At 56.5% G+C, this 22,922-nt stretch carries 17 protein-coding genes and 1 pseudogene; 1 reads left to right on the forward strand and 17 read right to left on the reverse strand.

Going from position 1 to position 22,922, the window contains the following annotated elements:
• Positions 1-28: 28 nt before the first annotated feature.
• From D7M11_RS15285 to D7M11_RS15300, 4 genes are all read right to left on the reverse strand, one after another.
• Positions 29-5,398 carry an Ig-like domain repeat protein gene (locus D7M11_RS15285; protein ID WP_158606630.1) on the reverse strand — a complete coding sequence of 1,790 codons (5,370 nt, stop codon included), beginning with the start codon at positions 5,396-5,398 and terminating at the stop codon, positions 29-31.
• 140 nt (positions 5,399-5,538) lie between these two features.
• Positions 5,539-6,228, reverse strand: coding sequence for a S1 family peptidase (locus D7M11_RS15290; RefSeq protein ID WP_158606631.1), 690 nt, complete (start codon positions 6,226-6,228; stop codon positions 5,539-5,541).
• 399 nt (positions 6,229-6,627) lie between these two features.
• The gene (locus tag D7M11_RS15295) at positions 6,628-7,827 is read right to left on the reverse strand and encodes an MFS transporter (protein WP_120748111.1); all 1,200 of its coding nucleotides are present in this window, start codon (positions 7,825-7,827) and stop codon (positions 6,628-6,630) included.
• Between the two features lie 208 nt (positions 7,828-8,035).
• Positions 8,036-9,031 carry a helix-turn-helix transcriptional regulator gene (locus D7M11_RS15300; RefSeq protein ID WP_120748112.1) on the reverse strand — a complete coding sequence of 332 codons (996 nt, stop codon included), beginning with the start codon at positions 9,029-9,031 and terminating at the stop codon, positions 8,036-8,038.
• Positions 9,032-9,162: 131 nt separating this feature from the next.
• Here D7M11_RS15300 and D7M11_RS15305 point away from each other — a divergent pair, with 131 nt between their 5' ends.
• The gene (locus D7M11_RS15305) at positions 9,163-9,903 is read left to right on the forward strand and encodes a DUF4386 domain-containing protein (protein WP_120748113.1); all 741 of its coding nucleotides are present in this window, start codon (positions 9,163-9,165) and stop codon (positions 9,901-9,903) included.
• Here the strand turns inward: D7M11_RS15305 and D7M11_RS15310 are convergent.
• From D7M11_RS15310 to D7M11_RS36425, 13 genes and pseudogenes are all read right to left on the reverse strand, one after another.
• Positions 9,841-10,443 (reverse strand): Crp/Fnr family transcriptional regulator, encoded by a 603-nt coding sequence (locus D7M11_RS15310; protein ID WP_120748114.1) that lies wholly within the window; start codon positions 10,441-10,443, stop codon positions 9,841-9,843. The two genes, D7M11_RS15305 and D7M11_RS15310, sit on opposite strands and share 63 nt — an antisense overlap.
• Positions 10,444-10,562: 119 nt before the next feature.
• A pseudogene (locus D7M11_RS15315) lies at positions 10,563-12,074 on the reverse strand (malate:quinone oxidoreductase); the annotation flags it as partial.
• A 239-nt stretch (positions 12,075-12,313) separates the two neighbouring features.
• Positions 12,314-13,126: a metallophosphoesterase family protein gene (locus D7M11_RS15320; protein WP_158606632.1), complete on the reverse strand. Its 813-nt coding sequence runs from the start codon at positions 13,124-13,126 to the stop codon at positions 12,314-12,316.
• 543 nt (positions 13,127-13,669) lie between these two features.
• The gene (locus D7M11_RS15325) at positions 13,670-14,629 is read right to left on the reverse strand and encodes an aminopeptidase (RefSeq protein WP_120748117.1); all 960 of its coding nucleotides are present in this window, start codon (positions 14,627-14,629) and stop codon (positions 13,670-13,672) included.
• 41 nt (positions 14,630-14,670) lie between these two features.
• Positions 14,671-15,342, reverse strand: a complete 672-nt coding sequence (locus tag D7M11_RS15330) for an AroM family protein (protein ID WP_193556204.1) — start codon at positions 15,340-15,342, stop codon at positions 14,671-14,673.
• Positions 15,343-15,391: 49 nt separating this feature from the next.
• A complete protein-coding gene (locus D7M11_RS15335; RefSeq protein WP_120748119.1) occupies positions 15,392-16,339 on the reverse strand; it encodes a DUF1177 domain-containing protein in 948 nt (315 codons plus the stop codon).
• 43 nt (positions 16,340-16,382) lie between these two features.
• Positions 16,383-17,459: a DUF917 domain-containing protein gene (locus tag D7M11_RS15340; RefSeq protein WP_120748120.1), complete on the reverse strand. Its 1,077-nt coding sequence runs from the start codon at positions 17,457-17,459 to the stop codon at positions 16,383-16,385.
• An 11-nt stretch (positions 17,460-17,470) separates the two neighbouring features.
• Entirely contained in the window at positions 17,471-19,060 is a 1,590-nt protein-coding gene (locus D7M11_RS15345; RefSeq protein WP_120748121.1) for an OPT/YSL family transporter, read from the reverse strand.
• 140 nt (positions 19,061-19,200) lie between these two features.
• On the reverse strand, positions 19,201-19,848 hold the full coding sequence (locus D7M11_RS15350) for an aspartate/glutamate racemase family protein (protein ID WP_120748122.1): 648 nt from the start codon (positions 19,846-19,848) through the stop codon (positions 19,201-19,203).
• 147 nt (positions 19,849-19,995) lie between these two features.
• A complete protein-coding gene (locus D7M11_RS15355; protein WP_120748123.1) occupies positions 19,996-21,183 on the reverse strand; it encodes a PucR family transcriptional regulator in 1,188 nt (395 codons plus the stop codon).
• A complete protein-coding gene (locus tag D7M11_RS15360; RefSeq protein ID WP_120748124.1) occupies positions 21,183-21,434 on the reverse strand; it encodes a PucR family transcriptional regulator ligand-binding domain-containing protein in 252 nt (83 codons plus the stop codon). Before D7M11_RS15360 ends, D7M11_RS15355 begins: the two co-directional genes overlap by 1 nt.
• 109 nt (positions 21,435-21,543) lie before the next feature.
• The gene (locus D7M11_RS15365) at positions 21,544-22,632 is read right to left on the reverse strand and encodes an RNA-guided endonuclease InsQ/TnpB family protein (protein ID WP_120748125.1); all 1,089 of its coding nucleotides are present in this window, start codon (positions 22,630-22,632) and stop codon (positions 21,544-21,546) included.
• 102 nt (positions 22,633-22,734) lie between these two features.
• Positions 22,735-22,893, reverse strand: coding sequence for a hypothetical protein (locus D7M11_RS36425; RefSeq protein WP_158606635.1), 159 nt, complete (start codon positions 22,891-22,893; stop codon positions 22,735-22,737).
• Between the last annotated feature and the right edge of the window lie 29 nt (positions 22,894-22,922).

Raw genomic sequence — 22,922 nt, forward strand, 5'->3', positions numbered from 1 at the left:
CCTCTTGCCTCCTTAAGCTGTCTCGGAATTACTTGTTCGTGTTTCCTACGAAGAATGTAGCAAACTCCCGTTCCCTCTCCTGCGTTCGGACTACGAGCGTATACCAGCCCTTCTGCGGAAACTGTACCGTATACGACATCTTCAGAAGCTCTTCCAGAGACAAGCCTTGCGCCATATATTTCATCTGGCCTTCCCGGTAAATGCCGCTTTGGTAAAATACATCGTACGTTCCCCACTCGTTCACGAGAGACTCCCCGCCTACATCCATCAGGTTGTATTTGGAAATTTGGAACGTCACTACATTCGTGTCGAACAGTACCTTCTCGGGCTGAGCCGCTGAAACGAGAATACCGTTGCCGATTATGGTGAGACCGTCGTCCGGAAGCACGTATACGCGCTGTTCGGCGGTCGCCGTATTGCCCGCTTCGTCCGTCGCCGTATACGTCGCCGTTTGTCCGCCGATGCGGGACAAATCGAGGCCGCTTACTTGAACGGAAATGTTCTCCGGCTTCGACCAATCGTCGGATACCGTAAAACCTCCCAAGCCGGTTAACGGGTTAAAATCGGGCTGATTCCGCTGGACGAACGCCACCGCCTCTTTCAACGCGATGACCGGCACCTTATTGTCTAGTCCCTGGACCGTAACGGGCACCTTGTTCACGTGACCGAGCAGATCGCTGATGGCCATGGTCGTCCGGCCGTCGGCCGCATAAATTCGGGAATAGCTGTAGGTGCCGTCCCCGCCGCTGATCCGGTTCGTGTAGCCGCCGTTTCCGTCACTTGCCGGAACCGTGCCGAGAAATACTTCGTTCGGCGCTTGCACATGGCCGGATACCGTCACCTTCATCCTGCCCCGGGCCACCTTGACGCCGCCGATCTGGGCGATACGATCGCTCGGCAGCAAATTCCCGTCCTCATCGACAAACTCGTACTGGATGCTATCCGGATCGGGCAAGTACGGAACGATCGTCGTAATCGTATCGCTCAGCACGGATGTATTGCCCGCCGTATCGGCTATAGTAAATTCCGCTTCCCCGTTATACCGGAGAACGGTTCCGTTCGCGCCTCTGACGATCTGGAAGTCCTCGGCCTGAGGGCCCGGCTTCTCCACATACAGAACAACTCCTTCGGCCCAAACGACACGGCCGTCTCCGTCGCGAATCGTCTTGAACGTCTGGCTGCCGTTATCCCCGTATGCATAAGCGCGTACGATCGCCGCTTCCGGCGGGGTTCTGTCGATGTTGTATACGTCCGCCGTCACGGAAGCGCGGTTGCCCGCTTCGTCCTCGACATGGAACGTGAAGCTGCCGTTTTCGGTAAAGGTGTAAGTCGATCTTCCGTCATTGTTCATAATTCTTACGGGCTCGGAAGCCTCCAGCCTCGCGAGCACATGGCCTGCGGTACTGGCGGTCATCGAATAGTCGATGCTGCCTTCGGGAGACACGTCGTCCAGGTTGTCCACCACGACCAAGAGCGTATCCGTTCTGGAGCTGTCCGCCACATCCGTCAAGTCGAAGGAGTAAACGCCGTTTTGGCCTATACCGAATTTGTTGCCCTTGATCCGTGTCGGCTCGGCCGGATTGCGGCTTGCGGACGGTACGGCACGGATGCCGGCCGGAACTTTCAGCTCCAGCACAAACTCGGCCGATTTGACAGGCTGCAAAGTGCTGTGAGCTGCTGTCGCGTATACCGGCTCGGCTTGGGACGCAGAGCCCGTCTTCAGCCTTGCCGCCGCGCTAACCGCGCCGCCCGGCGCCATATACCGGACCTGAATGGAACCTTGATCCGGACTACGGCCCGCAAGTCCCTTCACCTCGATAAAGTTCGAGTAAGGAAGCCACCTGCTCCAGCTGCTTCCGCCGTCCGTAGAGACGGCATATTTGTAGCCTTCCTTCACGACGCTTTCCAGGTTCAGCCGGACGACGGCCGTATAGCCGTTTCCAACCTCCTCGTATAGATATAGCAGATCGGAGTCGGCGGCGACGGGAATCCCGCCTTCCTGCTTGCGCATAACCTTGAATGTATCCGTATGGGCAACGGCGCTGTTCAGAACGGCATCCTCGCCCAGTACGTAGAGCACATAATCCGCGCTTTCCCCCGGAGACAAGCCTGCGGAACCGATCGTCACAGCGCCGTCCGCCGGAAGCTCCAGCCAGCCTGCAGCGTCTTTATCCGGCGCGGGAACACCCGAACGAAGCCACTGGTATTTCCTCAGCATTACTCCGCTTAACCGATCGTTTACAGTTACGATGACTTTTTGCTGCTCAAGCGGATAAGAGACGCCGGTTTTGCTGAACGAAACGACCGGGACCTCGTTATCCGTCCGGTACAGCTTCGAATACGTGTAATACATGTCCTTACCGGCTTCTTTGACTTTCACGTGGACGGCGTACGTCCCGTTCACATTCGGATCGGCGGTAATTTTGTATATTCCTCCGCCGGTGCCGTAAACCGCTCCGCCAACGGTGCCGTATACGAACTGGTACACGGATTGGGAGACGGACGGATAGTCGGCGGGAGCCGCCGCCGTACCGGTCAGCGCGTACTTGACGCTCTCCACCTGGATTCCGCGAATGGTGAAGGTCACATCAGGGCTTCTCATGTAGCTGCCATCCGTATCCGGAGCGAAGGAAGCGCTGATCCTCACGGCCGAGTCCACGGTTACGGGAGTTCCCATCCGCTCCACGGTCACGTTGCCGGCCTTGTCCGCCGCCTTCGCGATCAATTGGTACGTTCCGTCCTCCTGCACATGGTTCAGCGTTGTAATTTCCCGGCTGGCCGGCACGTTCTGCCACTCGATCTCGCGCGGCTCTTCTCCGGGCTTGACCCACTGGAACTGCTCCGTTCCGGGACCGCTATGCTCGTCGGCAACGGTTAGCTGCACCTTGACCTCCGGCGTGTGATCGCCGCTGACCGTGCCGAAGCCGACGCTCGGCTTTTTGTTGTCCAGCAGCAGGGCCGCCATAGCGTACGTCCAGTTGGAATCATCCTTTCGGAAATCGTCCAGCGGCCACTCCGCATAGTTGCCCACTTGCGTCATCGCTTTGTTATCTGCGTATTTTTCTGCATCCGTATCGGAGGCACCGCCGTTAGCAGCTTTGTATTCGCTGACCCAGCCTTGCCAGAGAGCTGCGTTGGCGGTCTTGAACGCCTTCATTTTGCCGTACTGCGTAAGCTCCCTAGCCGAGTCCCACGACATGTCGGCCGTCCAGGAATGAAGATACCAAGCTCCGCTGTTCTCCGGCTCCAAAGCGCCCGCCGGAGGCTCGATCATATTCGTCTTGTTGTTCGCCACCATCAGCGATACCGTATTTCCGGGATAAAGCGCCTCCCCGGGCTGTTCCGCCGTCAAGGAGTAGCGTTTAATAGCGGCAAAATGATCCCCTTCCTTGCCCAGGAACGGATCGAGGGGGCTTCGGCTCCACGTGTAGTAGACAAGCCCGACCTCGGGCGTGTCCCCCGGCGTGGTCCCGGTCATGTTGATCGGGCGGTAAATGCCCTTGCTTGGCCGCGTCGCCGAGCTTTGATCCGGGTCGAGAGCGGGAACGTTAATGGCCGGGTCGTTCGCATCGATCGCGATTTTGCCTGCTTTGGCGTATACGCTGCCGGTTACCCCGGCCGGAGAATAGCGGAAGCCGATCTCGGGCGGCGTGTTGTCGACGGTGAGCTGCGACCGGTCGATTTTCGTATAAGGCACGGCTTGGGACGGGTTCGATGATTCCGTCCGGTCTTTGTTGGCCTCATCCATCAGCAGATTGCCGGAGTAATCCTGAATGACTCCCGTATCCGTCCCCTTCGCTTCATGAGTCAGCGCAATTACTTTCAACAGCGGCGTATTGACGGCCTCGCCTGCCGGGATCGCCATTTTGAATTTCCACAGCTTCGTATTCGGCCCTGTGTTCGGTTCGGCGACGTATTTTGCCTTCATGCCGTTGCTCAGCAGCAGATACAGACCTTCGGCCGACCAGCCTTCCTTGACGATCGTGTCCTCCGTAAGCTGTACGGTGAATTCGATCTCGTCCCCATCGTTCAGAACGAGGCCGGTCAAAATTTCCGGCGTTATGCCGTTGCCGGTGAGCGTGTACTGGGGGGGAACGGCGTCCACAATGATCCGGTAGCCGCCGTGATCATAATCGAACGGATTGACGGTCCGATTGCTTATATAAGGCAGACTGTCCGCGCTAGCCTTGCCGAAGTTCGCGATCGTCAGCGGATTGCCCGCCGCGTCGTGGAAATCGGCCTCCACAAGCCTCTCCTTCATGCTGTGCGTCGTATTCTGAGCTTTCGTCTCCAGTTCTCCGCCGTTGCCGATCGGATTATTGCCGGTGTGATGGTAGTCCGAAGCCTTGTACACATAAGGAAGAGCCTTGATGTATTTATAAGTGCTCGATTTAGCCGGGTTGTCCTGAATGCTTGTGCTCAGGAAGCCGTCGGGCAGACTCATACCCTGTGTCGTGGCATCGGTCTCCAAACCGTTGCCGTCAGGAACCGTATAGAGCAGATGCTTGTCGAATACTTGCGCCGTTTGGTTCGAGGCGCGTACCGGTTCGCTGAAGTTGTACTGCAGCTGAATCGATTCGTTCTTTTTCAAAAACAGCTGCTCTTGACCGGCCGCGTTCACTCTGAGCTTGCCGTCGGAAGTGAACGTATAATCCCTGATGACCGGAGCGTCGAAATCGCCGAAGCTGAGCACGATGTCCTCTACTTGGGTTCCTGCGTCGTGCGTCTCCGTCTGGATGACGATGTAATCGTCGACGCCAAAGGACAACCAGCCGGAATCAACCGTCTTATCCTCCGAGTCGCTGGCTAGGGAATAACCTTCGAATTTCGATGTGGCACTGTTGTAGTTGGCACTGTATGTATTTCCCTTATCAAATTCCGTGTAATCATAATCTTTGCTCGCATAGGCCCATATGTAAGCGCCGTTGCTCGTTGTCGAATTCAGATGGGCCTTGACCCGGTATTTGGCGCTTCCGCCTTCGGCGAGAGCTTTAAGCTGGGGGACGTCCTTCACTTGGATAACGCCCCAGAAATGCCCGTCCACGGTGTATACCCCGGCAGGGTTCGCGTAGTCGTCGTCGTACTCCCCTTCCTCATAGTCGCCGTCGCCGGATTTCCCCCATATACCGGGATAATCGGAAGGGCTTTTGGCCTGATTGTAAAAGACGGGCCACATGTTGTAGCTGCCAAGGCCCGAGGCGTAATTGGAATCGCCGCCCCACGATACGCCGCTGGTGCTATTGTTCATGATTTTGGCCCCTACGTACACGAGCCTGTCCTCATACCCCCCGGCTGCCTGCGCCTCCTTCAGCGATAATACAGGCAGCATCGGAGCAAGCAGGAGAGCGGCTGCCAGCAGCTTCGCCAGTTTCCCCGTGCCTTTACCCGATTTGTTCATTACGTGATCTCCTCTCTGTTCATGCCTCCGTTGTGACGCAGTTATTAGGCGGCTTTTCGCAATCCACGGCCTCTTGGCGCGCACAATGATCATCTGCTGCGGGACCTAATTCGCCAAAAAAGGCGTTTCGGAAAACGTCCTTACTTCTCCTGTATCTGCTCCAGCACCTGCAGCGCCTGTTGTGCGTCCACGGCCAGATGAATGCCGTTCATCGTGCGCAGAGAGCCAGATAGCACACCGGCCGCGTAGCCGTGCGAATCGAGCAATGGTCCGCCGGACATGCCGCTCGCCAGCTGCGAAGACACGAGCATGCGATCCCTGCCGTTGATCTCGGCGCGGGGCGAATTCACGATGCCTTCCGTGATGATCGCGGTATTTTTCATCGGATAGCCGATGGCATATATGCGCTCCCCGATCTTCACGGCGCGGGTACGGAGCGGAATATACGAAAACGGCTTCCCGGCTCCCGAATCGTCCGATGGAGGAAACAGCTTCAGCACCGCTGTATCCGCCGAAGCGTCCTGCACCTCGACTCGGCAAGGGACAGCGGATGTGTCGTTCAGCACGCATTCGATCGCATCCGCCTCATTCACCACATGGCTGGCGGTCAACGCGGTGCCGTCCGGGCGGACGACAAAACCGGTGCCCGTATCCTTCAAGCTGCCGTCGGCGCGCAAAGCCCGCACGTAGAAGACCGCCCGCTCTACCGCAGCGTATAAGCTATCCCCCTCGTAGGTATTCGGCGGATCCGCTTGCGTCACGGTAAAAGTCCCCGTGAACAGTAGCAGCACCAGGACCGCGAGCACGGTCGTTTTGCCGGTTCGACTCATAGTGACAACTCCTTCGCGACTTTCACCCGCGGAACTTCTGTAACGTCTCATCTATTATAGAAAGGCTTTCTCTCAAAATTCTCTCAAACTCCGAAACGGTGATCATAGGAGGGGATCGGCATGCGCTGGGAGAGTGGAATCAGCGCGGTAGCGGTTGAGGTTATTTAGAGGAGGTACGGTTTATGATGCTGATCTTTCACCTGGTTAAGTGCTCAAAAAAGGACCTCAGTCCCGCTTTGCAGCGGAAGCTTAAGGTCCTTTCGTTTGGAAATCGGCCATGTTTACATGACGGCTTGAGGAGCTTTATGACGGATGCGCTTGGCTTTGCCAACTCCACAGGGATGCCCTCTCAGCACATAAGGGAGGGAGACGCGCCGAATACCATTTTGGATACCTGGCTTAATGCCCCAAACTTCTCTCCATGGCGTTCGCCTTCGACCGCTGAGCTAGCAGCAGCGATGCTGCCAGAACAAGCAGCAGCACGGCGACAAGGCCATACGGCAAATGCTTGTCAACACGGTACAAGCCGGTGCTCAGCAGCGGAGCGACAACGGCCGCGATCCCTTGCACCGTGCCGACAAGTCCGGCGATGCCTCCTTGCTGGTCGGACGAGACGGCCAGCGACGCTCCGGTCATGAAGCCCGGCATCATCAGGCCGGCACCCATGCCGAATAACAAGTACGCCGCATAATACACGTAAAGCTGCGCAAACAGGAGCATAATCGCCAGGCTGCCGATAAGCAGCAGCGCTCCCCACAGCAGCTGCCGCCGGGGGGCGAGCTTCGACCGCTTCATGAGCAGACCCTGCGTTCCGATCATCGAGAAGCCGCTTATCATCAGCCCGAACGAGACGAAACGGGCGGTTTCCTTGGTCGTCAGCCCGAGCTGGTCCTGGAAGTAAAAGCCGCCGACGACCTGGAGCGATACGATGCACAGCATCACGGTCAGCCCGGACAGCAGATAAAGCCGTAACCCCCGCTGAAGGGGATCGATCCGCGGCGGACGGGCATGAACGACGGCTTTGCGTTTCGGCACGACGAGCAGGACGACCGCGAAAGCGACGACGGGCAGCAGCGCCCCGATGTAGAGCGGCCAGATGAGCCCGATCAGAATAAAACCTCCGGCGATCGCCGGCCCGAGCACAAGCCCGAGACCGTTAGCCGCCCCGATCAGCGCCATGCCGGCAGACCGGCCCTGCGCATCCGTCACATCGGCCATATACGCCTGTGCGGACGAAGGGACAGCCGGAATAAAGGCACCGATCAGAGCTCGTGTCGCAACTAGCGCTGTGATGAGCAGACTGCCGCTCCATAAGCCATGCAGCCCTGCATACATAACGGCGGTAAAAAGCGCGTAACAAACGAACATCCCCGCAAAACCCGCGAGAATCACCGGCCTTCTGCCAAACTTGTCGCTCCATCGTCCCCAAAACGGCGACATAACGGCCATAGCCACAGAGCCGAGTGATATGATGAGGCCCGAATGCATCTCGCCGAGGCCTAGCTCCCTTACGAGCGGCGGCATAACCGGGGCGATAATCATCAGCCCGACCATAGCCACGAATACACTGAAAAACATGCCAAACCGAATAGTTCCCATCCGTTTCCCCTCCGGTATCCCGGCTCAAGCGGCGTTTGATCGGATACTGGAAAAACTCCGTTTCTCCCTCCCCTCACACTATCGATGATGATTATCATTCTCATTTTGTGAACGGATAGCGCCGCTTGTGCCGCTGTATACATTCATTGTACGGATGGAAAAACGGTTTCGCCGCCCCTTTACGGAGCTTTATGACCGCCGGACGGATTTATGGAAGTTCGCTGATGCCAGTCTGCCGGTCTCTATTGAGCTGCAAACATTCGCTTGGGTTATAGCCGAACGTCTTGCGGTAAGCGGCCGAGAAATGGCTGAGATTCACGTAGCCGACACTGCTTGCCGCCTGGCTCACATTCGCTTCGCCGCCCTCCAGCAAACGGCGCGCCTCGTTCATCCGCAAATGCCGGATATAGCCGAATACCGTTGTGCCGAACAGCTCCTTGAAGCCGAGCTTCAGCTTGAAATCGTTAATGCCGGCGAGCCGCGCCAATTCGAGCAGTCCGGGCGGGGTCCGCCAGCGGGCCGACAGCAGATCGCGAGCCTGGTGCAAGCAGCGGATGTCGTGCGCGGACAGCTTGGAGCGAGCCCGGTCCGACGAATGGGCCGCATCCGCCTGACCGAGATGGCAGGCGAGCAGCTCGTAGCATTTGCCCTCCATATACAGCTGCCGCAGCAAACCGTCGTATGGGCAGTCTCTGAGCTGCTCGAACAGCTTGGCGACTTGCGGATGACCGGCCACTTGCCTGCTGTAAAATCCGCCTGATGCGAGCCTCCGCACTTCCGCTCCCAATTGTTCGAAGCAGCGCAGATCGATGCGGATCTCCATATGAGACAGGCGATCGTCCGGACTCAGCTCGGCGTGCACCGGGCTGCCCTCCATGTATACGAGCGTCGAGATGCCTGGAGCCATCTCGCAGCCGCGCGCTCTGCCTTCACCCGACCAGTTTCCATAACCGGATGTCGTGTAGGAAATTTCCAGATGCGGATACTTCGTTTCAAAGCGAAGCGACAGCGGCTTCATCAGAACGCCTTCATATTCGCCGATCTCCAAGCCGCTGCGCAGATGGGTCCTCGTTGCCGTAGCCGAGCCGAAAGGAATCGGCAGCGCATATGAGCGCCGGCTATTCGCCCGATCGGCGGCAAGCTGCCGAATGCTCGGGTGTTCGTACATCGAAGCCAGATGAAAAGTGGTCACTTGAAGGTTCAACCGCATGCCCCTCCTTCTCGCCGATCGTCCTGGTCTTGATTTAAGTCAATGCCGTTTGGTTCTTCCCCTCTTATTATAATACGTGAAACAACTATCGACGCATTTCAACTCAAATACCGGGGGTTACGTTAATGAAAAAGACAGCGGAAAAACTTTTGCTAAAGCGGCGTTACGCCGCTCGGATCGCCGGCATTGGCCTGATCATTATGACGCTCGTCTCGTTTTTCGCCTACGGATATGCGCACGGGAAGCTTGTGGTGCAAGGAGACGCCGCCGCGACCTTCCACAATATCGCGTCTTCCGCCGCTCTCTTCAAAGCCGAAATTTTCGGCTGGGTACTCATCCTTGCAGCCGATGTGATGGTCGCCTGGGCATTTTACTTATTTCTGGAGCCCATCCATCGCGAGCTTTCGCTGCTCGGCTTCCTGCTCCGCCTAATCTATACGGCGATACTGGCGGTCGCCCTGCTTCCGTTAGTCCTCGCGCTGCTTCTGTCGAGCCGTGCCAGCACTTTGACAGCCGTTCCGACCGAGTATGTTCAGCCGCTTGTCCTGATGTTCGCCGACGCCTTCGAATCCGTTTGGTCGATCGGGCTGATTCTGTTCGGCGCGCATCTCTTGGTGATCGGCTGGCTGGCTATGCGCTCGGACCGCATCCCTCGTCTCCTCGGCATCCTCCTGCTGCTTGCCGCAGCCGGTTATATGATCGTTCATACGGGCAAAGCGTTTTTTCCGCAATATAAAGAAGCCATAAACGTCCTCAATCTAATTTTTATGGCGCCGATGATAGCCGGAGAACTCGGCTTCGGGTTATGGCTGCTGTTCCGGGGAGGCAAACGCCCCGCCGACCCGCTTCTTGATGCGGCTCAGTGATTCGGGCGTCATGCCGAGGTAGCTGGCGAGCTGATGCTGCGGGACGCGATCGATCAGCTCCGGCCGGTTTCGCAGCACAGCCTTGTAGCGCTCTTCGGGCGTCGAGGCGATAAAAGAGGACCACTCCTCCTGCGCCTCGCCCATGCTTTGCTCGACCATTTTGCGTATTAACGTTTCGAGTTGCGAATATTTCCGAAGCATCCCGTTTTCGGCCGCCAGCTCGCCGACAACTAGATTACAATCTTCCAGACATACGAGCGAATATGGCGAAGCCGCATTGGAACTGCCGCTATGGAAAACCGTTGCGGCCTGCTCTTCCGTATAGAAGCGCGAAGTCGTTTCTTTACCCATGCTGTCTACGGAGTACTGCCTGACGCATCCCCTCAGGACAAAATAACACTTATCGGGCACGTCGCCTTGTCTGAGGAGCACCGCTGCTTTCGGATAAGAACGAACTTGCAGCTCATCGAGGATCGCCTGCTGTTCCTTCGGATCCAACGTCGTATACTTCGTTAAATATTTCAGCAATATCTTTTTCATTCGCTGGCCTTCCTTTCCGTATGGGACGGTTACGAAAGCGCGTATACAAGCACAGCTAAGCGGCCTCTGGCCCCGTTGAATCCGGGACGAAGGCCGCTTCGTCGCTGTTGATGCTCCGTCTACTTGGCAGGCTGCAGTTCGCTGTTCAGACCGAGCGTACGCGCCGTGGACGTATGAATTTCGCGGATCAGCTCCGGTTTTTTTAGCAGGGAAACGCCGTAAGAGGGAATCATCGCTTTGAGTTTCGGTTCCCATGCTTTCCGATGCTGCGGGAAGCACTTCTCGATGACCTCCAGCATGACAGAAACGGCAGTGGAAGCGCCCGGCGAAGCGCCAAGCAAGGCGGCAACCGAGCCGTCGGCGGCGCTTACGACTTCCGTACCGAATTGCAGCGTCCCTTTGCCCGCATCCGTATCCTTGATCACCTGCACGCGCTGGCCGGCTACGAGTAATTCCCAATCCTCGCTTTTCGCGTTCGGAATGAATTCGCGCAGCTCTTCCATCCGTTGTTCCTTGGACAGCATGACCTGCTGGATTAAGTATTTGGTCAGCGACAAGTTTTTAGCCCCTGCTGCCAGCATCGTCAGTACATTGTTCGGCTTAACCGAACCGATCAGATCGAACATCGAGCCCGTTTTCAGGAACTTCGGCGAGAAGCCGGCGAACGGTCCGAACAGCAGCGACTTCTTATTGTCGATAAACCGGGTATCCAGATGCGGAACGGACATCGGAGGCGCGCCAACCTTCGCCTTGCCGTACACTTTGGCGTGGTGCTGGGCGACCACCTCCGGATTGTTACACACCATAAACAGGCCGCTGATCGGGAACCCGCCGATATGCTTGCTTTCCGGAATGCCGCATTTTTGCAATAGCGGCAAGCTTCCGCCGCCGCCGCCGATGAAGACGAATTTGGCGGTATGGCGCTCGACTGCGCCGTTGTCGACATTGCGCACCTTCAGCTCCCACAAGCCGCCGTCCGTACGCTTAATATGGTCGACGCTGTGCTTGTAGCGGATGTCGACGCTTTTCCCCTTTAAATAGTCAAACAGCATTCGCGTTAAAGCGCCAAAGTTAACATCCGTGCCGGATTCGATTCTCGTGGCCGCGATGGGCTCGTTCGAGGGACGATCGTTCATAATGAGCGGAATCCACTTTTTTAAAGTTTGCGGATTATCGGAAAATTCCATACCTTGAAACAGCGGATTGGCGGTCATCGCTTCAAAACGTTTTTTGAGATACGCTACGTTTTGCGCCCCTTGCACCATACTCATGTGGGGAATCGGCATAATAAAGTTTTGCGGATTGCGGATCAGGTTGCTGTTGACGAGATACGACCAAAACTGCATGGATACCTGGAACTGCTCGTTTACTTTGATAGCTTTGCTAATATCTATCGATCCGTCCGGTTTCTCGGACGTGTAGTTTAGCTCGCACAGAGCGGCATGCCCCGTTCCCGCGTTATTCCATTCGTTGGAGCTTTCCTCTCCCGCGCTCGCCAGCTTCTCGAACACCTTGATGTTCCAGTCCGGCGCCAACTGCTTCAGCAGCGCCCCCAGAGTCGCGCTCATGACTCCGGCACCTATTAAAATCACGTCTGTTTTCATTTGGCTGTCACTCATTTTAACCGTCCTTACACGCTGATATTGGAAGAAAAGAGAGCAGAACCTGCTCGAACCCCATAACCAAGCAAGGGTGCGACCCGGTCACACACCTTTTCTATAATCATTATAACCTCACTCTAGTGTACCACTATTATTAATAGTTTAAAATATTAGATATGAGAGTTATATGCGATTTCATAGACGGTAATATTCAGTAGTGCAGTCAAGAAGTGAGAAACGATCCACAAAAACGTGAAATGCCGAGCCGCCTATGCAAAAATCGCCTTCCCAAATACAATATGCTCCGCCGACTCCAACCGTTCGTTTTGAAACGTCAATAAGACGGCGTGCAAGCTCTCGCCTCTTCCCGGGTTGATGCAGATCGTATCGCCGATCCGATCTGCCCATTCCCCTGTCTTATAAGGCGATTCGTGGATATGCCCATGCAGCGTCAGCATCGGTTGAAGCTCCTCGATGCACCGCCGGATCGCCCGGCTGCCCGCGTGTCCGCCGCTATCCAGCATATCCAGCTTCGTTCCGTATGGAGGCGCATGCATTACCCATATGCCGCCTGCCGTAAGACTTGCCAGATCGTCCTCGATGCTTGGAAGCCGGTTCAAATACGCCCGGTCCTGCTCCGCAAGTATGCCGGATTCGTCCGATAGCAGCACGGACGCCGCATGTTCGTACGAATCGCTTGCCCGGTCTCTCCGCTCAAAGTCTTTGCGCCGAAACGGAGTCGGGTTGCAAAACGGGTACCCGCTAATCGGGAACTGCCGAAACGTTAACGGAGTTAAGGACAAAATAGATATAGGCAAACTTCGTGCCAGCTCCTCATAATACCGTGCGGTTGCGGTCCATTCGATATTTCCGGGAATCAGCATAACGGGGATGGAAATCGAGCGCACAAAATCGGCGAACGCGTTCTCGGCAAAGCGGATCTGCTCCTGCGCCTCCCGGCTAAAAGCCGCCAAATCTCCGCCAAGAAGCAGCAGTTCGATGTCGTGCCGGCGAATCAATCGGGCCAACTCCCCGTACTGCTTCAAATCGCCGTGCAAATCCGTGGCAAAAATCGTTTTCACGTCCATCGCCTCCTTTTGGGCTTGGTTTGTAATAGAGTAACAAATACTTTGCGTGATTAGGAGTCGTTGCAGGAAAAACGTCTGTCGACGTAGTTCAAGGAGGAGCGACCGCGACCCAACCCCGCAAAACCAGCGGGAGTTATTTTGGTTTCACTTCCTCTTCACCCGGTCAGCCCCGCCCCGCCAGCAATAGCGGAACTTTCACTTCCGTTACCGCTGTCCCAGCGGGAACCGCCAGTTCCGTTATCGCCGCTTCGCGAGCCTTCTAGGCAACATAGCGGAAGCCGTACTTCCTTTATTGCTCTATTTGCCCAGCTCCACTCGAGCTATTGGCGGCTTTAACGGAACTTTTTCTTCCGTTATCGTTCAGTCAGCAGCACTCCGCCAGCAATAGCGGAACTTTCGCTTCCGCTTCCCTGCCACTCGTCTGCTCCGATCCTGAATGGACAAGAAAAAACCGTCAGGGATAATCACCCCGACGGTCCTTTGACATACAATCTCCCTGCGGCAGCACGCCCAAGCAGGATGCCCGTCCAGCCTAAGCTAACGGCCAGCTTCGACGAGTTCTCCCAGCTTCATAATCGGGACATCGTCGATATAAACGTCCGGCTTCGATACGACGCAGTCGATATGGACCCCGGCCGATACCGTGCCGCCGAACGTATTGTTGCTGCCGAAGGCGACGTGAATCGTTCCGTACACCTTCTCGTCCTCCAGCACGACGCCGGTAATCCGCGCCTTTTTGTTCGTGCCGATGCCGAATTCGCCGAGCAACCGGCCGTCGCCGTCGCCGAGAACGCTGAGCAGCCGTTCAGCCGCCTCCCCGCCCTCGGCCTGAACGATTCGCCCTTGCTTGATCGTAAGCAGCACCGGCGAGCTTAAGGTACCGATGCCGGCAATCGATCCGTCGATCTGAATTTGCCCTTCTGCGCTTCCTTCGACCGGAGCAATGTACGCTTCGCCGGACGGCAAATTCCCGGATTCGCCGGGATTGACATAAACGCCCGTACTCGGCACGCCGTCCCGCTGAGCGATAGAGAACGATAACGCATAGTCGTCTTTCTCGATCCGTACGGAGCTGCCTTTCGTAAGCAGTTCCGTCACCTGTCCGGTCAGCTCCCGCACCTCGGCATAGTCGGCGGCGATAGCTCCTTCCAGGAACATGTCCTCGGTAATGCCAGGCATCGTCGCCAGACGCGCTTCCGCTTTTGCGGCGTTTTTGCGCGCCTGCGTATGCGTAAGCGAATGGCGGGTAATGCAGAGCACGACATCCGCCTTCTCCATGGCCGCAGCGATGGCGGCCGGCGGCTCCTCGCCGGATTTGGAGCGCTCCTTCATGACCGCCAGCATCGCCTCCGCGCCAAGCTGTTTGCCCGCCTCGCAAACCGCTTCGGCGATATGCTTTTTGGCCTCGTCGGTCACGACGAGAAACGATTCGTTTGCTTTCAGGGCCAGGCAATTCAGCAGCACATTTTTGCTGACCTCGGTAATTTGCGAATTCACCTTCGTCACACCTCTTCGGTTAGGAGCTTTAGCACAGCTCCTTAAATCATTTCCGACACAAGCTTCGCCATCAGCGAGTTGGACAACACGACAGGCAAACCCGTCGCCTCCGCCATCCAACTTCTCGCTTCCTCCGTGTAGCCCATGCAGTCCATCAGCACGAGATCGGCCTGCCTCTTCAGCTCCTCGGCCGCCTGCCGATACTCGGACTCACTCTTATTATACGGCGAAGCGACGGCAAATACAGGATCGAGCCCATGAGGCTCGTATTTGGCTCTGAGCGTTTCGGTCTGCTCGGCCAACGGAACGAGCACCCCGAGCCGCCGCCCGCCGACCATCGCCTTGATCGCAGGAGGAATAATATGATCCGGCTCGATCAAATAAGCGGTGCGGGTAACAAGCCCGGGGAACACGCCCGTGCAAAGCAGCAAAATTTGCTCGATGCCCTGCTCCTCGAGATGGTCGATTTTGCTTTGCAGCAGCGGCTGCATTTTGTGCCGGGCCATCACGACCGATTCGCCGGTTGTCAGCCGTGAGGTGAGCACGTAGTCGCCTTCTCCCGGATACAACTGCCCTTCGATGTAAGCCTTGGATAACCCGTCAAGGGCTCCGGCCTGCACAAGCTCGGCGCGGTCCTCGATATATTTGCTAACGATAGGAGCCACGTCGCTCCGAGGCGCCTGTCCGATCGTAATCATGCCTAATCGTTTCATGGACACTACCGTCTCCCCCATTCGAGAAAAGTAAATGTTCCGGCCAGTCTTACCCGCGAACGGTGTTTTCGCCGCCGGTTTGCAATATTTTCATCGAGCCGTACAGCTTCGTCATGCGGGAGAACTCCGCTTGATCATAAAACTGGCACGTTCCGTTCGTAAACTCCTTCGCCACCTCTATGGAAAAACGGACGGCTGTCGCAATGTCGACTTCATGGCTCGCGCCTGTTCCGCAGCCGGGTACGATCGACTGAGCCGTCACGGCGACGCCGACAACCGGAACATCGGTGGCGACGCTCGGCTGCAAAATGGAATTGATATGATACAGATCGTTGCCGTAAGGGGTGATATCCTGCATCGTGATCGGGAACGTGACGGCAAATTGTCCTGTCGCCATCTCCATAATCCGCACCAAATCTTCGCTGATGCGAAGAATATAGCCTTCCTTCACGGTCGGCGATATCGCGATCCCCTTATGGTTGATGACGCGGTTTCCTTTCGTCGTGTCGATCGAGAGGATCGCATCCATATCCGGCGTTACCTCGTGCTGGTTCATCGTCAAAATGTCGACCGGCGAATCCATAAAGTCGACCGGCTCGTGCGGACGGGTCGGGGCGTCCGGACAAATGTGAGTGCTAACGATAACGTCGCCCTTCAGCGCATCCCCCTTCGTCTGCATATCCGCCAGCTTGAGCGCGGAGGCGACAGCCGCTACCGCTCCGTCCGCATCCGAGACGAGTCCGATCCGGCTAGGCCGTGCGCCGATGCCGCCGAGGCGGCCGATAATGCCGAGTGTCGGGGCGTCTCCGCCTTTCAGTTTTCCGTTTGTGCCGGGAATAACGATTTTAATAAAGTCCGTGCTGCCTTTCTGGCCGGTTACTTTCGATACGGTTATGCTCACGCCGGGATAGGCAGCGAACAGAGCCTTAACTTTTTCCCCGTTTACGAATCCGTCGTCCATCGCGTCCAAAGCGACTAGCGTTTGTTTCAGTGCCATGATGGTCCACTCCTGTCTTCTCTAGTTGTACTAACGTATTTCATTAAGACCGCTTCGCCGGAATGGCGAAAGGAATAATCGACTTCTGGATAATGTCCTCGACCGGCTTCAGCAACCTCTCGTTGCTCATCGTGCTGGACAAAAGCAGCTTCTCCTTCGGCACGGTTATGACGGCCAGCCGCTGGCCTTTCTCGACGGCTGCAGTCACGATCGGCTTGGCCGTCTTCGCATCCAGCGTCATGATCAGGTCGGGAAATGTGGCGAACCGTTCGCCGTCTTTTTCGAGCGTCATATATTCGTTCCAGAACGTCATCTCGTACGCGTCGTCGATCCGCACCGTGCCGACGTCGAAGCCGCCCTTCGTTTCAAGCTGGAAGTCGGTTACCGTACCGGATGTCACCCACTTGCCCCCGAGTTTCGAAACGACCGAATCGATCGCCGCTTCGCCTTGATGGGCCAGCAGGGCCCGCCCGGTTTCGATCGCCTGGGATATGGCGCCTGCCGCGCCGTGCTGCTTCGCATAGGAGACCGTTACCGGATTTCTGGCTACGGCCACGAGCCCGCCTGCCTCGACGGAAGCTTTGCGGATCATCCCTGCCGCCTTTTCCAGCGTGCCGGATACGCTCAGCTCCATGTAGCGCTCGTCCTTTCCGCCGGCAGCGGCTTGATGGGACACGTAACCGTCCAGCTCGGTCAAGTTTAGGGAGCCCATAGCCCCCGTAGGATGCGCCCGCCCGTTGCACGCCAGATCGATGAGAGGAATGCCCGTTACGGCCGATTGGAACCAGCCGTTTACGGTCGTTCCCGCACCGTTCTCGTTCGTGTTGAGCCCCTTGACCGGCCTGCCGAGTTTTTGCATCAAAAGCTCCAGCGCTTTAGCGTAATGAATCGGCAGCACGAACTGCTCCTTGGCCGCCGGCGCTCCGACCATCGATACGGTTACGAGCAGATCGTCGTCCGCAAACTCGTCGACGGTTAACAGCTTCGGCTGCCCGATCTCCAGCGCGAGCCGGCCGATCTTCAGCCCTTCCTCGATCCAGCCGCCACCGCCGCCGCCTAAGACGGCACCGCCGTAGACGGCGTATTCCACCATTTGCTCGTCCAACTTTAGTATAGCCATGAACGCCTGCCTCACTTTCTGAACTTGAATATCGAGTTGAAGAAGCTGTACAGCGCATCCCCGGCAATGAACCCCGCCGCCATAATCGTCATCGGCGTCTCCGCTTCTTTCTTCCACAGCTTCATCACGATCAGACGGATGGCGATACCGGAGAGAACGGCCCAGCAAGCGTTCGGCGTCAAGATGAGCAAACCGGTAGCGAACAAAACTCCGATCTGGCGGCTCGGCCCCCCGATAAATTGCAGGATCGCCCCCGGAATCGCCCAAAGCAGCAGCTCCAGCATAATATCCGGAGAAGCGCCGGCCTGAATCGTAGAAACGTATACTTTATCGATCGGCGGAACGAGGTTTTGTGCGAAATAGCCGTTGTATGAAAAAACGACGACCAGCAGGGCGACGCCAAACGCGATCATCCCCGTGACGTACTGCTGCTTTCTGCCTTGCAGCTCCAGCTCCTTGTTCTCGCCGTTGCCGCGCAAAATGTAGCCCGTCTTCAAATCGTAGCCCATATCCGCGAATGCGGGACCGGTTGCTGCGCTGAATCCGGCAAGCAGAGCGAGCGCTACCGGTGGAAAACCGATCAGAATGCCGAATAGCAGCGTAATAAACGCGACCGCAAAGGCCGGAAACCAGCCGGAGTGCATCGCCGCGATCCCGACGATCAGCTCGTGGACGAAGGCGGCGAAGGCGGCGAACAGCATGAACCCGATCAGCATGCCGAACGACATATGCGAAATGATGCCGCCAAGCAGGGCGATCAGCAGCGCGATGATCAGGTAGGCGACAAAGCCGAAGCCGAGCGTCCGTTTTGCCTCGTTGATCGGCCGGGTCAGCTTTTCGTCGGAGGCGATCTCCGCCTTGCCCGCATTTTTTTTGCGTCCACTGAAGATGAGCATCGTAACCTGAACGAGCGCTACAAGCCCTGCGCCGATCATAACCCCGTGCGCGATGTACAGCTTGTTGACGTCGACATTAAACCACGGAATGGAATATTGGCGGATCATAAGACCGATGCCGAACATCGTCAGCGCCCAGATGTTGCCGATAAACGCTACGCCGAAGGCGGACATCGAAATGTGGAAGTACGAGCCGATCAGACCCAGCACCGTGCCGATACCGAGGAAGCCCGCACGTTTGCCGCCCTTGTCTCCGGCGAGAATCGATTCGGCGGTGGCCACGCCCGGCGCCCATGTACCCGATGCGGGGAACAGCTTGGAGTCGAAAATTTTATACAAAATGGTGGCGTCCACAAACATCGCCAGCGCAGCGCCGATCAGCATCGGCACGATCAGCTCCGGCGTGCCCATTGCAAACGGAATCCCGATCGGAATAAGCAGGCTGTTCGCCGCACCGAACGTAGCGGAGGAGATCGACGTTTGCACCAGGTTTTGCCGATGGACGGACCGGTACTTTTTGAAAATAGCAACCGGAATCCGGGCGATGAGCATCGCCACGAGCGCTCCGATAATCGCCGTATTGGGGGTTACCCCGAGCGTCGTTACAATCTGCATCCCGATAATGGCGCCTATGGCCGCCGTTACCACATTGAGGATGAGGGCAAACGGCTCGAATATGCTAGGATGCTTTTTTTCGTTGTCCATGAGTAATCCCCCGTATCGTAATGATTCGTTTCCTTTCATTCGCTCTGCGAGCTGTTCCGCTTGATCGATCGCGGAAACAAACGACTTCATAACCAAACATTAGTTTGAGCAGCAAAAGGATGTCTTATCCAACCGCTGGCTTAAACGCCGCCAAGCTGCTTGTACACTGCCGACGCAAACAGTCCTTCCGCTTCGACTGCGTCGATAACCGGGATGCGCAGCTCCTTCCGCAGCACGCTAGCGAGGCCGATCGTGGAAAAACCGGTACAGGCGAACACGATCACTTCCGTCCCTTGCTCCATCAGTGTCCGGGCTGCCGCAATCGCCCGCTCCCGTCCGGCCGGCGTCAGCAAATCGGTTGTGTTCGACACGCCTTCCGGCTGAATATAACGGACGAACGCTTCGCCCAAAATCGCTTTCATAATGTCTGGAAGCGTTTCCGTAATGCCCATCACCCCGACACGTTTGCCGAGCGCACGCGCCATGTAAGAGGCTGCGCTGCCGGCGCCGATCACCGGAACGGACACCTGCCCGCGAAGCTGCTCTACTGCGGGATCGGCCGCACAGCTGACGATGAGCGCTTGGCTGCCTTCCTGCTCAAGCTTCCGGCCCAGCGCGACAATTTTCGGATTCGCGAGCTGCTCCGTCTCGTTATTGTAGATGCCGAGCGGCTGATCGGGGATGCATTCGTTTCGTACCGGAACCGCATACATTTTGGAGATGAGTCTGCCGTGCTCGTTCAGTACTTGCTCGTCGTTCGTCGTCAACACCCGAATTAATCCAATCATGGACTGTCAACCCCTTTTCCATTTCATTTGTAAAAAGAATATGAATTTTATTACTAAATTGTATCGGTTTCTAAAAGCAGCGGGCAATGTACCGTCCCGCCAAAACTAAAGAGACCTCTTTGTGCTGAACGCACAAGAGGCCTCGAATCAATCCACATGTTTCAACAAATGAAACGCCGTACACAGGTAGTAGACGAACCGGGTCAACGGGTTGTCCAAATCTAGCCCCGTTATTTCCTTAATCCGGTCCATGCGGTACTTTACGGAATTGCGGTGTACGTATAGCCGGTTGGCCGTGTCGAGCAGGCTGCCCCCGGTTGTCAAATAATAGTACAACGTAGTCAGCAGATCGGTGCCGTTTTGTTTGTCGTATTGAAACAACTTGCCGATCTTTTTCTCAGTCAAAGCATCGAACGGGACGTGCTCGGAAGCATCCAGCAGCAGTTGGAACATCTCGATATCGTCGTACGCAAACACCGTTTTGCTGCGGTCCAGCCGGGGCCCGATGAATAGCGCCTTCTTTGCTTCCAGATAGCTCCGGTGCATGTCCCATAACGCCCCTCTGCTTCCGAAGCCCATGCGTATTCCGCTCCAGTCTGCCACTAGCTGCATGATCGCACCGTACCATTCCGTCTCGGTCTCCGCCTTCGCCTGCACGCCGCTAGGCGCCTTCTTCGGAACTCCCGGCTGCGGCGTGGCCAGCAGCAAAATAAGACGGTCGCCCTGCCTATGTAAGATAGAGCGGGTTCGCACACTCTTGCCTTCCGTTTCACGTTGGATGAGAGCATTTAGCTCCGTCCTAAACGGGGACGACGACTCCAGCAGCGCCGCGTCTCCTTCAATCAGGCCGACCTCCCAGCTCCACTCGGCCAACAGGCCAAGCTGCCGGCCTTTGTCCTCCACCTCCTGCCTGGATAAGGACGGCCCCAGCAGAAGCTCTTCGAGGAAGCTGCCCCGGAGACGGGCTTCCGTATCGAAGGCGATTTTCCGCCGCATTAGCTCCAGCGAGAAGACGAGCCTAGCCTGTTCGATGCATACCTGCTCGAACTCGTCCAGATGCTCTTTGCCGACAACAAGCTTTCCTACATACTGCTTATCGACCTTCACGTCCCAATGGCGAGTTTTGGAAGCTGGCACATAGGGCAAGCCTGCCGGAGACGAGACGATGATCTCCCCCGTCGCGCCGATCACCCAGAGGGGGCACTTAATCAGCTCGGCCACTTCGTCGGCCATGACCTGGATACCGCTATTGTTCAGCACGAGATTCGTCAGAGCGATGTACACTTCTTCCGATCTGCGCAGCAAAGCCGCCTGCCTGTCCAATATATGCTCCATCACCGTGTACTATCGATATGCGGAATGTTCGCCGGAATTTCGATAATCGGGATGTGGTGATCATTGCTTTTGGCGATCACATCTTTGGGGATTTCCGTCAAAAAACGCTCCGGCTTGATAGCCAGTCCCGCGGCGTTCGCCTGAGCGAGCTGCTCGATCACATCCTCCAGCAGCGCAGGGTCGTGTCTGACCGAATAGCCGGTCGTCAGTATAAGCTCCCCTTCGCGCAACCAGCCTTTGACGTCGGGAATTTCCGTGACGACTCCACACGGCTTAAGCCGTGGGCTTCTCGAATCATCGAGACTCGTAACCTCGTCCCTCCCCGAAGGCTCCGTCCGAGCCTAGTCTACCTTTGTGCGGTTACGAGACTTGCCTCTTCGCGCGCGCCAGGATGTTGATCGCCGCATTCACATCCCGATCTAACGTTGTACCGCATTGCTTACAGCGATGGATACGTTCGGCCAGCGTTTTCTTCACGATGTGATGGCATGTGGAGCAACACTGCGATGTATAGCGCGGATCGACACGCACCACTTGACGACCGGCGCTTTCAGCCTTGTACGTCACGAATTGTACGAGTCCGCTCCACCCTGCATCCGCAATGGTTTTGGCAAGATGATGGTTTTTCACCATCCCTCGCACGTTCAGTTCTTCGAAAGCGATCAGGTCGTAGCGGTTCACCAGCGTCCGGCTGACTTGGTGCGCGTAATCTTTGCGCTGGTTCGCCACACGTTCATGCTGCCGCGCAAGCGTCAGGACCGCTTTGCGTCTGCGGTTCGAACCGCGCTGTTTTCTGGACACCGCCTTTTGTTGCCGTTTCAGCTTCGCCTCGCTTTTGCGCAGAGGCTTCGGCGCTTCAAAAATAGATCCGTCCGAGGTTGCCGCGAGCTGCCTGACGCCAAGGTCTACGCCTACTTGACGGTTGGTTAGGGGGAGTGGCTCCGCTTCGAATTCGCAAGACAGACAAGCGTAATATCGACCGTTTTTTTCTGTAATCGTACAGGTTTTGATCGTCCCTCGCAGCTGCCGATGCAATTGGATTCGTACAAGGCCGATCTTGGAGAGTTCGAGACGCGTTCCCTCCAGAGCAAATCCGCTTTGCGGATAGGTGAACGAATCGTAGCGACTTTGCGGCTTAAAGCGTGGGAATCCCGCCTTTTCGCCGTTCTTGACGCGGCGATAGAAGGCTTGGTAGGCCTTGTCGAGCCGCCTGGCGACATCTTGTAGCACCTGGGAGTGTACTTCTTTCAACGCCGGAATATACTGTTTGCGCTCTCGGAATGTATTCGCTTGCTGGCTGTAGGTCAACGCCTTACCTTCCGTTTTGTAAGCGTGGATTCGTTCAGCGAGCAAACGATTGTACAGCAAGCGGCAGCGTTCGAGTGTGCAGCGAATCTTTTCTTGTTGCTCGCTTGTAGGATACAATCGGAACTTGTACGTTCTTAACAAGACATTCACCTCCTGTATATAGAATACCACAGAAACGGGAACAAACGTTCTTTTTTTTATCGGATGCTTGAGGCGGCTATAGCCGCCCCACATCCAAAGGCCTTATATCCCAACGCCTGAAGGCGTGGGTTTTACGGCCTGTTCTATAATATCGATGAACCGCACGAAACGGCCCAGCCCCAACTCGCCCCCGACCACCTTCGCGTCCTTCAGAATCGGCAGTTCGAGCAGCTCCTTCACGGTCAGGCCTTGAAAATTCATCCGTGTCACCTCATGGCTGTCTATTTGTG

This window comes from Paenibacillus ginsengarvi (genome assembly GCF_003626695.1).
Taxonomy (GTDB): domain Bacteria; phylum Bacillota; class Bacilli; order Paenibacillales; family NBRC-103111; genus Paenibacillus_AB; species Paenibacillus_AB ginsengarvi.

Bases quoted from the DNA above. Each gene is read 5' to 3' on its own strand.
- D7M11_RS15285 (WP_158606630.1), bottom strand. From the start codon at position 5,398: ATGAACAAATCGGGTAAAGGCACGGGGAAACTGGCGAAGCTGCTGGCA.
- D7M11_RS15290 (WP_158606631.1), bottom strand. From the start codon at position 6,228: ATGAGTCGAACCGGCAAAACGACCGTGCTCGCGGTCCTGGTGCTGCTA.
- D7M11_RS15295 (WP_120748111.1), bottom strand. From the start codon at position 7,827: ATGGGAACTATTCGGTTTGGCATGTTTTTCAGTGTATTCGTGGCTATG.
- D7M11_RS15305 (WP_120748113.1), top strand. From the start codon at position 9,163: ATGAAAAAGACAGCGGAAAAACTTTTGCTAAAGCGGCGTTACGCCGCT.
- D7M11_RS15310 (WP_120748114.1), bottom strand. From the start codon at position 10,443: ATGAAAAAGATATTGCTGAAATATTTAACGAAGTATACGACGTTGGAT.
- D7M11_RS15330 (WP_193556204.1), bottom strand. From the start codon at position 15,342: ATGAAACGATTAGGCATGATTACGATCGGACAGGCGCCTCGGAGCGAC.
- D7M11_RS15335 (WP_120748119.1), bottom strand. From the start codon at position 16,339: ATGGCACTGAAACAAACGCTAGTCGCTTTGGACGCGATGGACGACGGA.
- D7M11_RS15340 (WP_120748120.1), bottom strand. From the start codon at position 17,459: ATGGCTATACTAAAGTTGGACGAGCAAATGGTGGAATACGCCGTCTAC.
- D7M11_RS15345 (WP_120748121.1), bottom strand. From the start codon at position 19,060: ATGGACAACGAAAAAAAGCATCCTAGCATATTCGAGCCGTTTGCCCTC.
- D7M11_RS15350 (WP_120748122.1), bottom strand. From the start codon at position 19,848: ATGATTGGATTAATTCGGGTGTTGACGACGAACGACGAGCAAGTACTG.
- D7M11_RS15355 (WP_120748123.1), bottom strand. From the start codon at position 21,183: ATGGAGCATATATTGGACAGGCAGGCGGCTTTGCTGCGCAGATCGGAA.
- D7M11_RS36425 (WP_158606635.1), bottom strand. From the start codon at position 22,893: ATGAATTTTCAAGGCCTGACCGTGAAGGAGCTGCTCGAACTGCCGATT.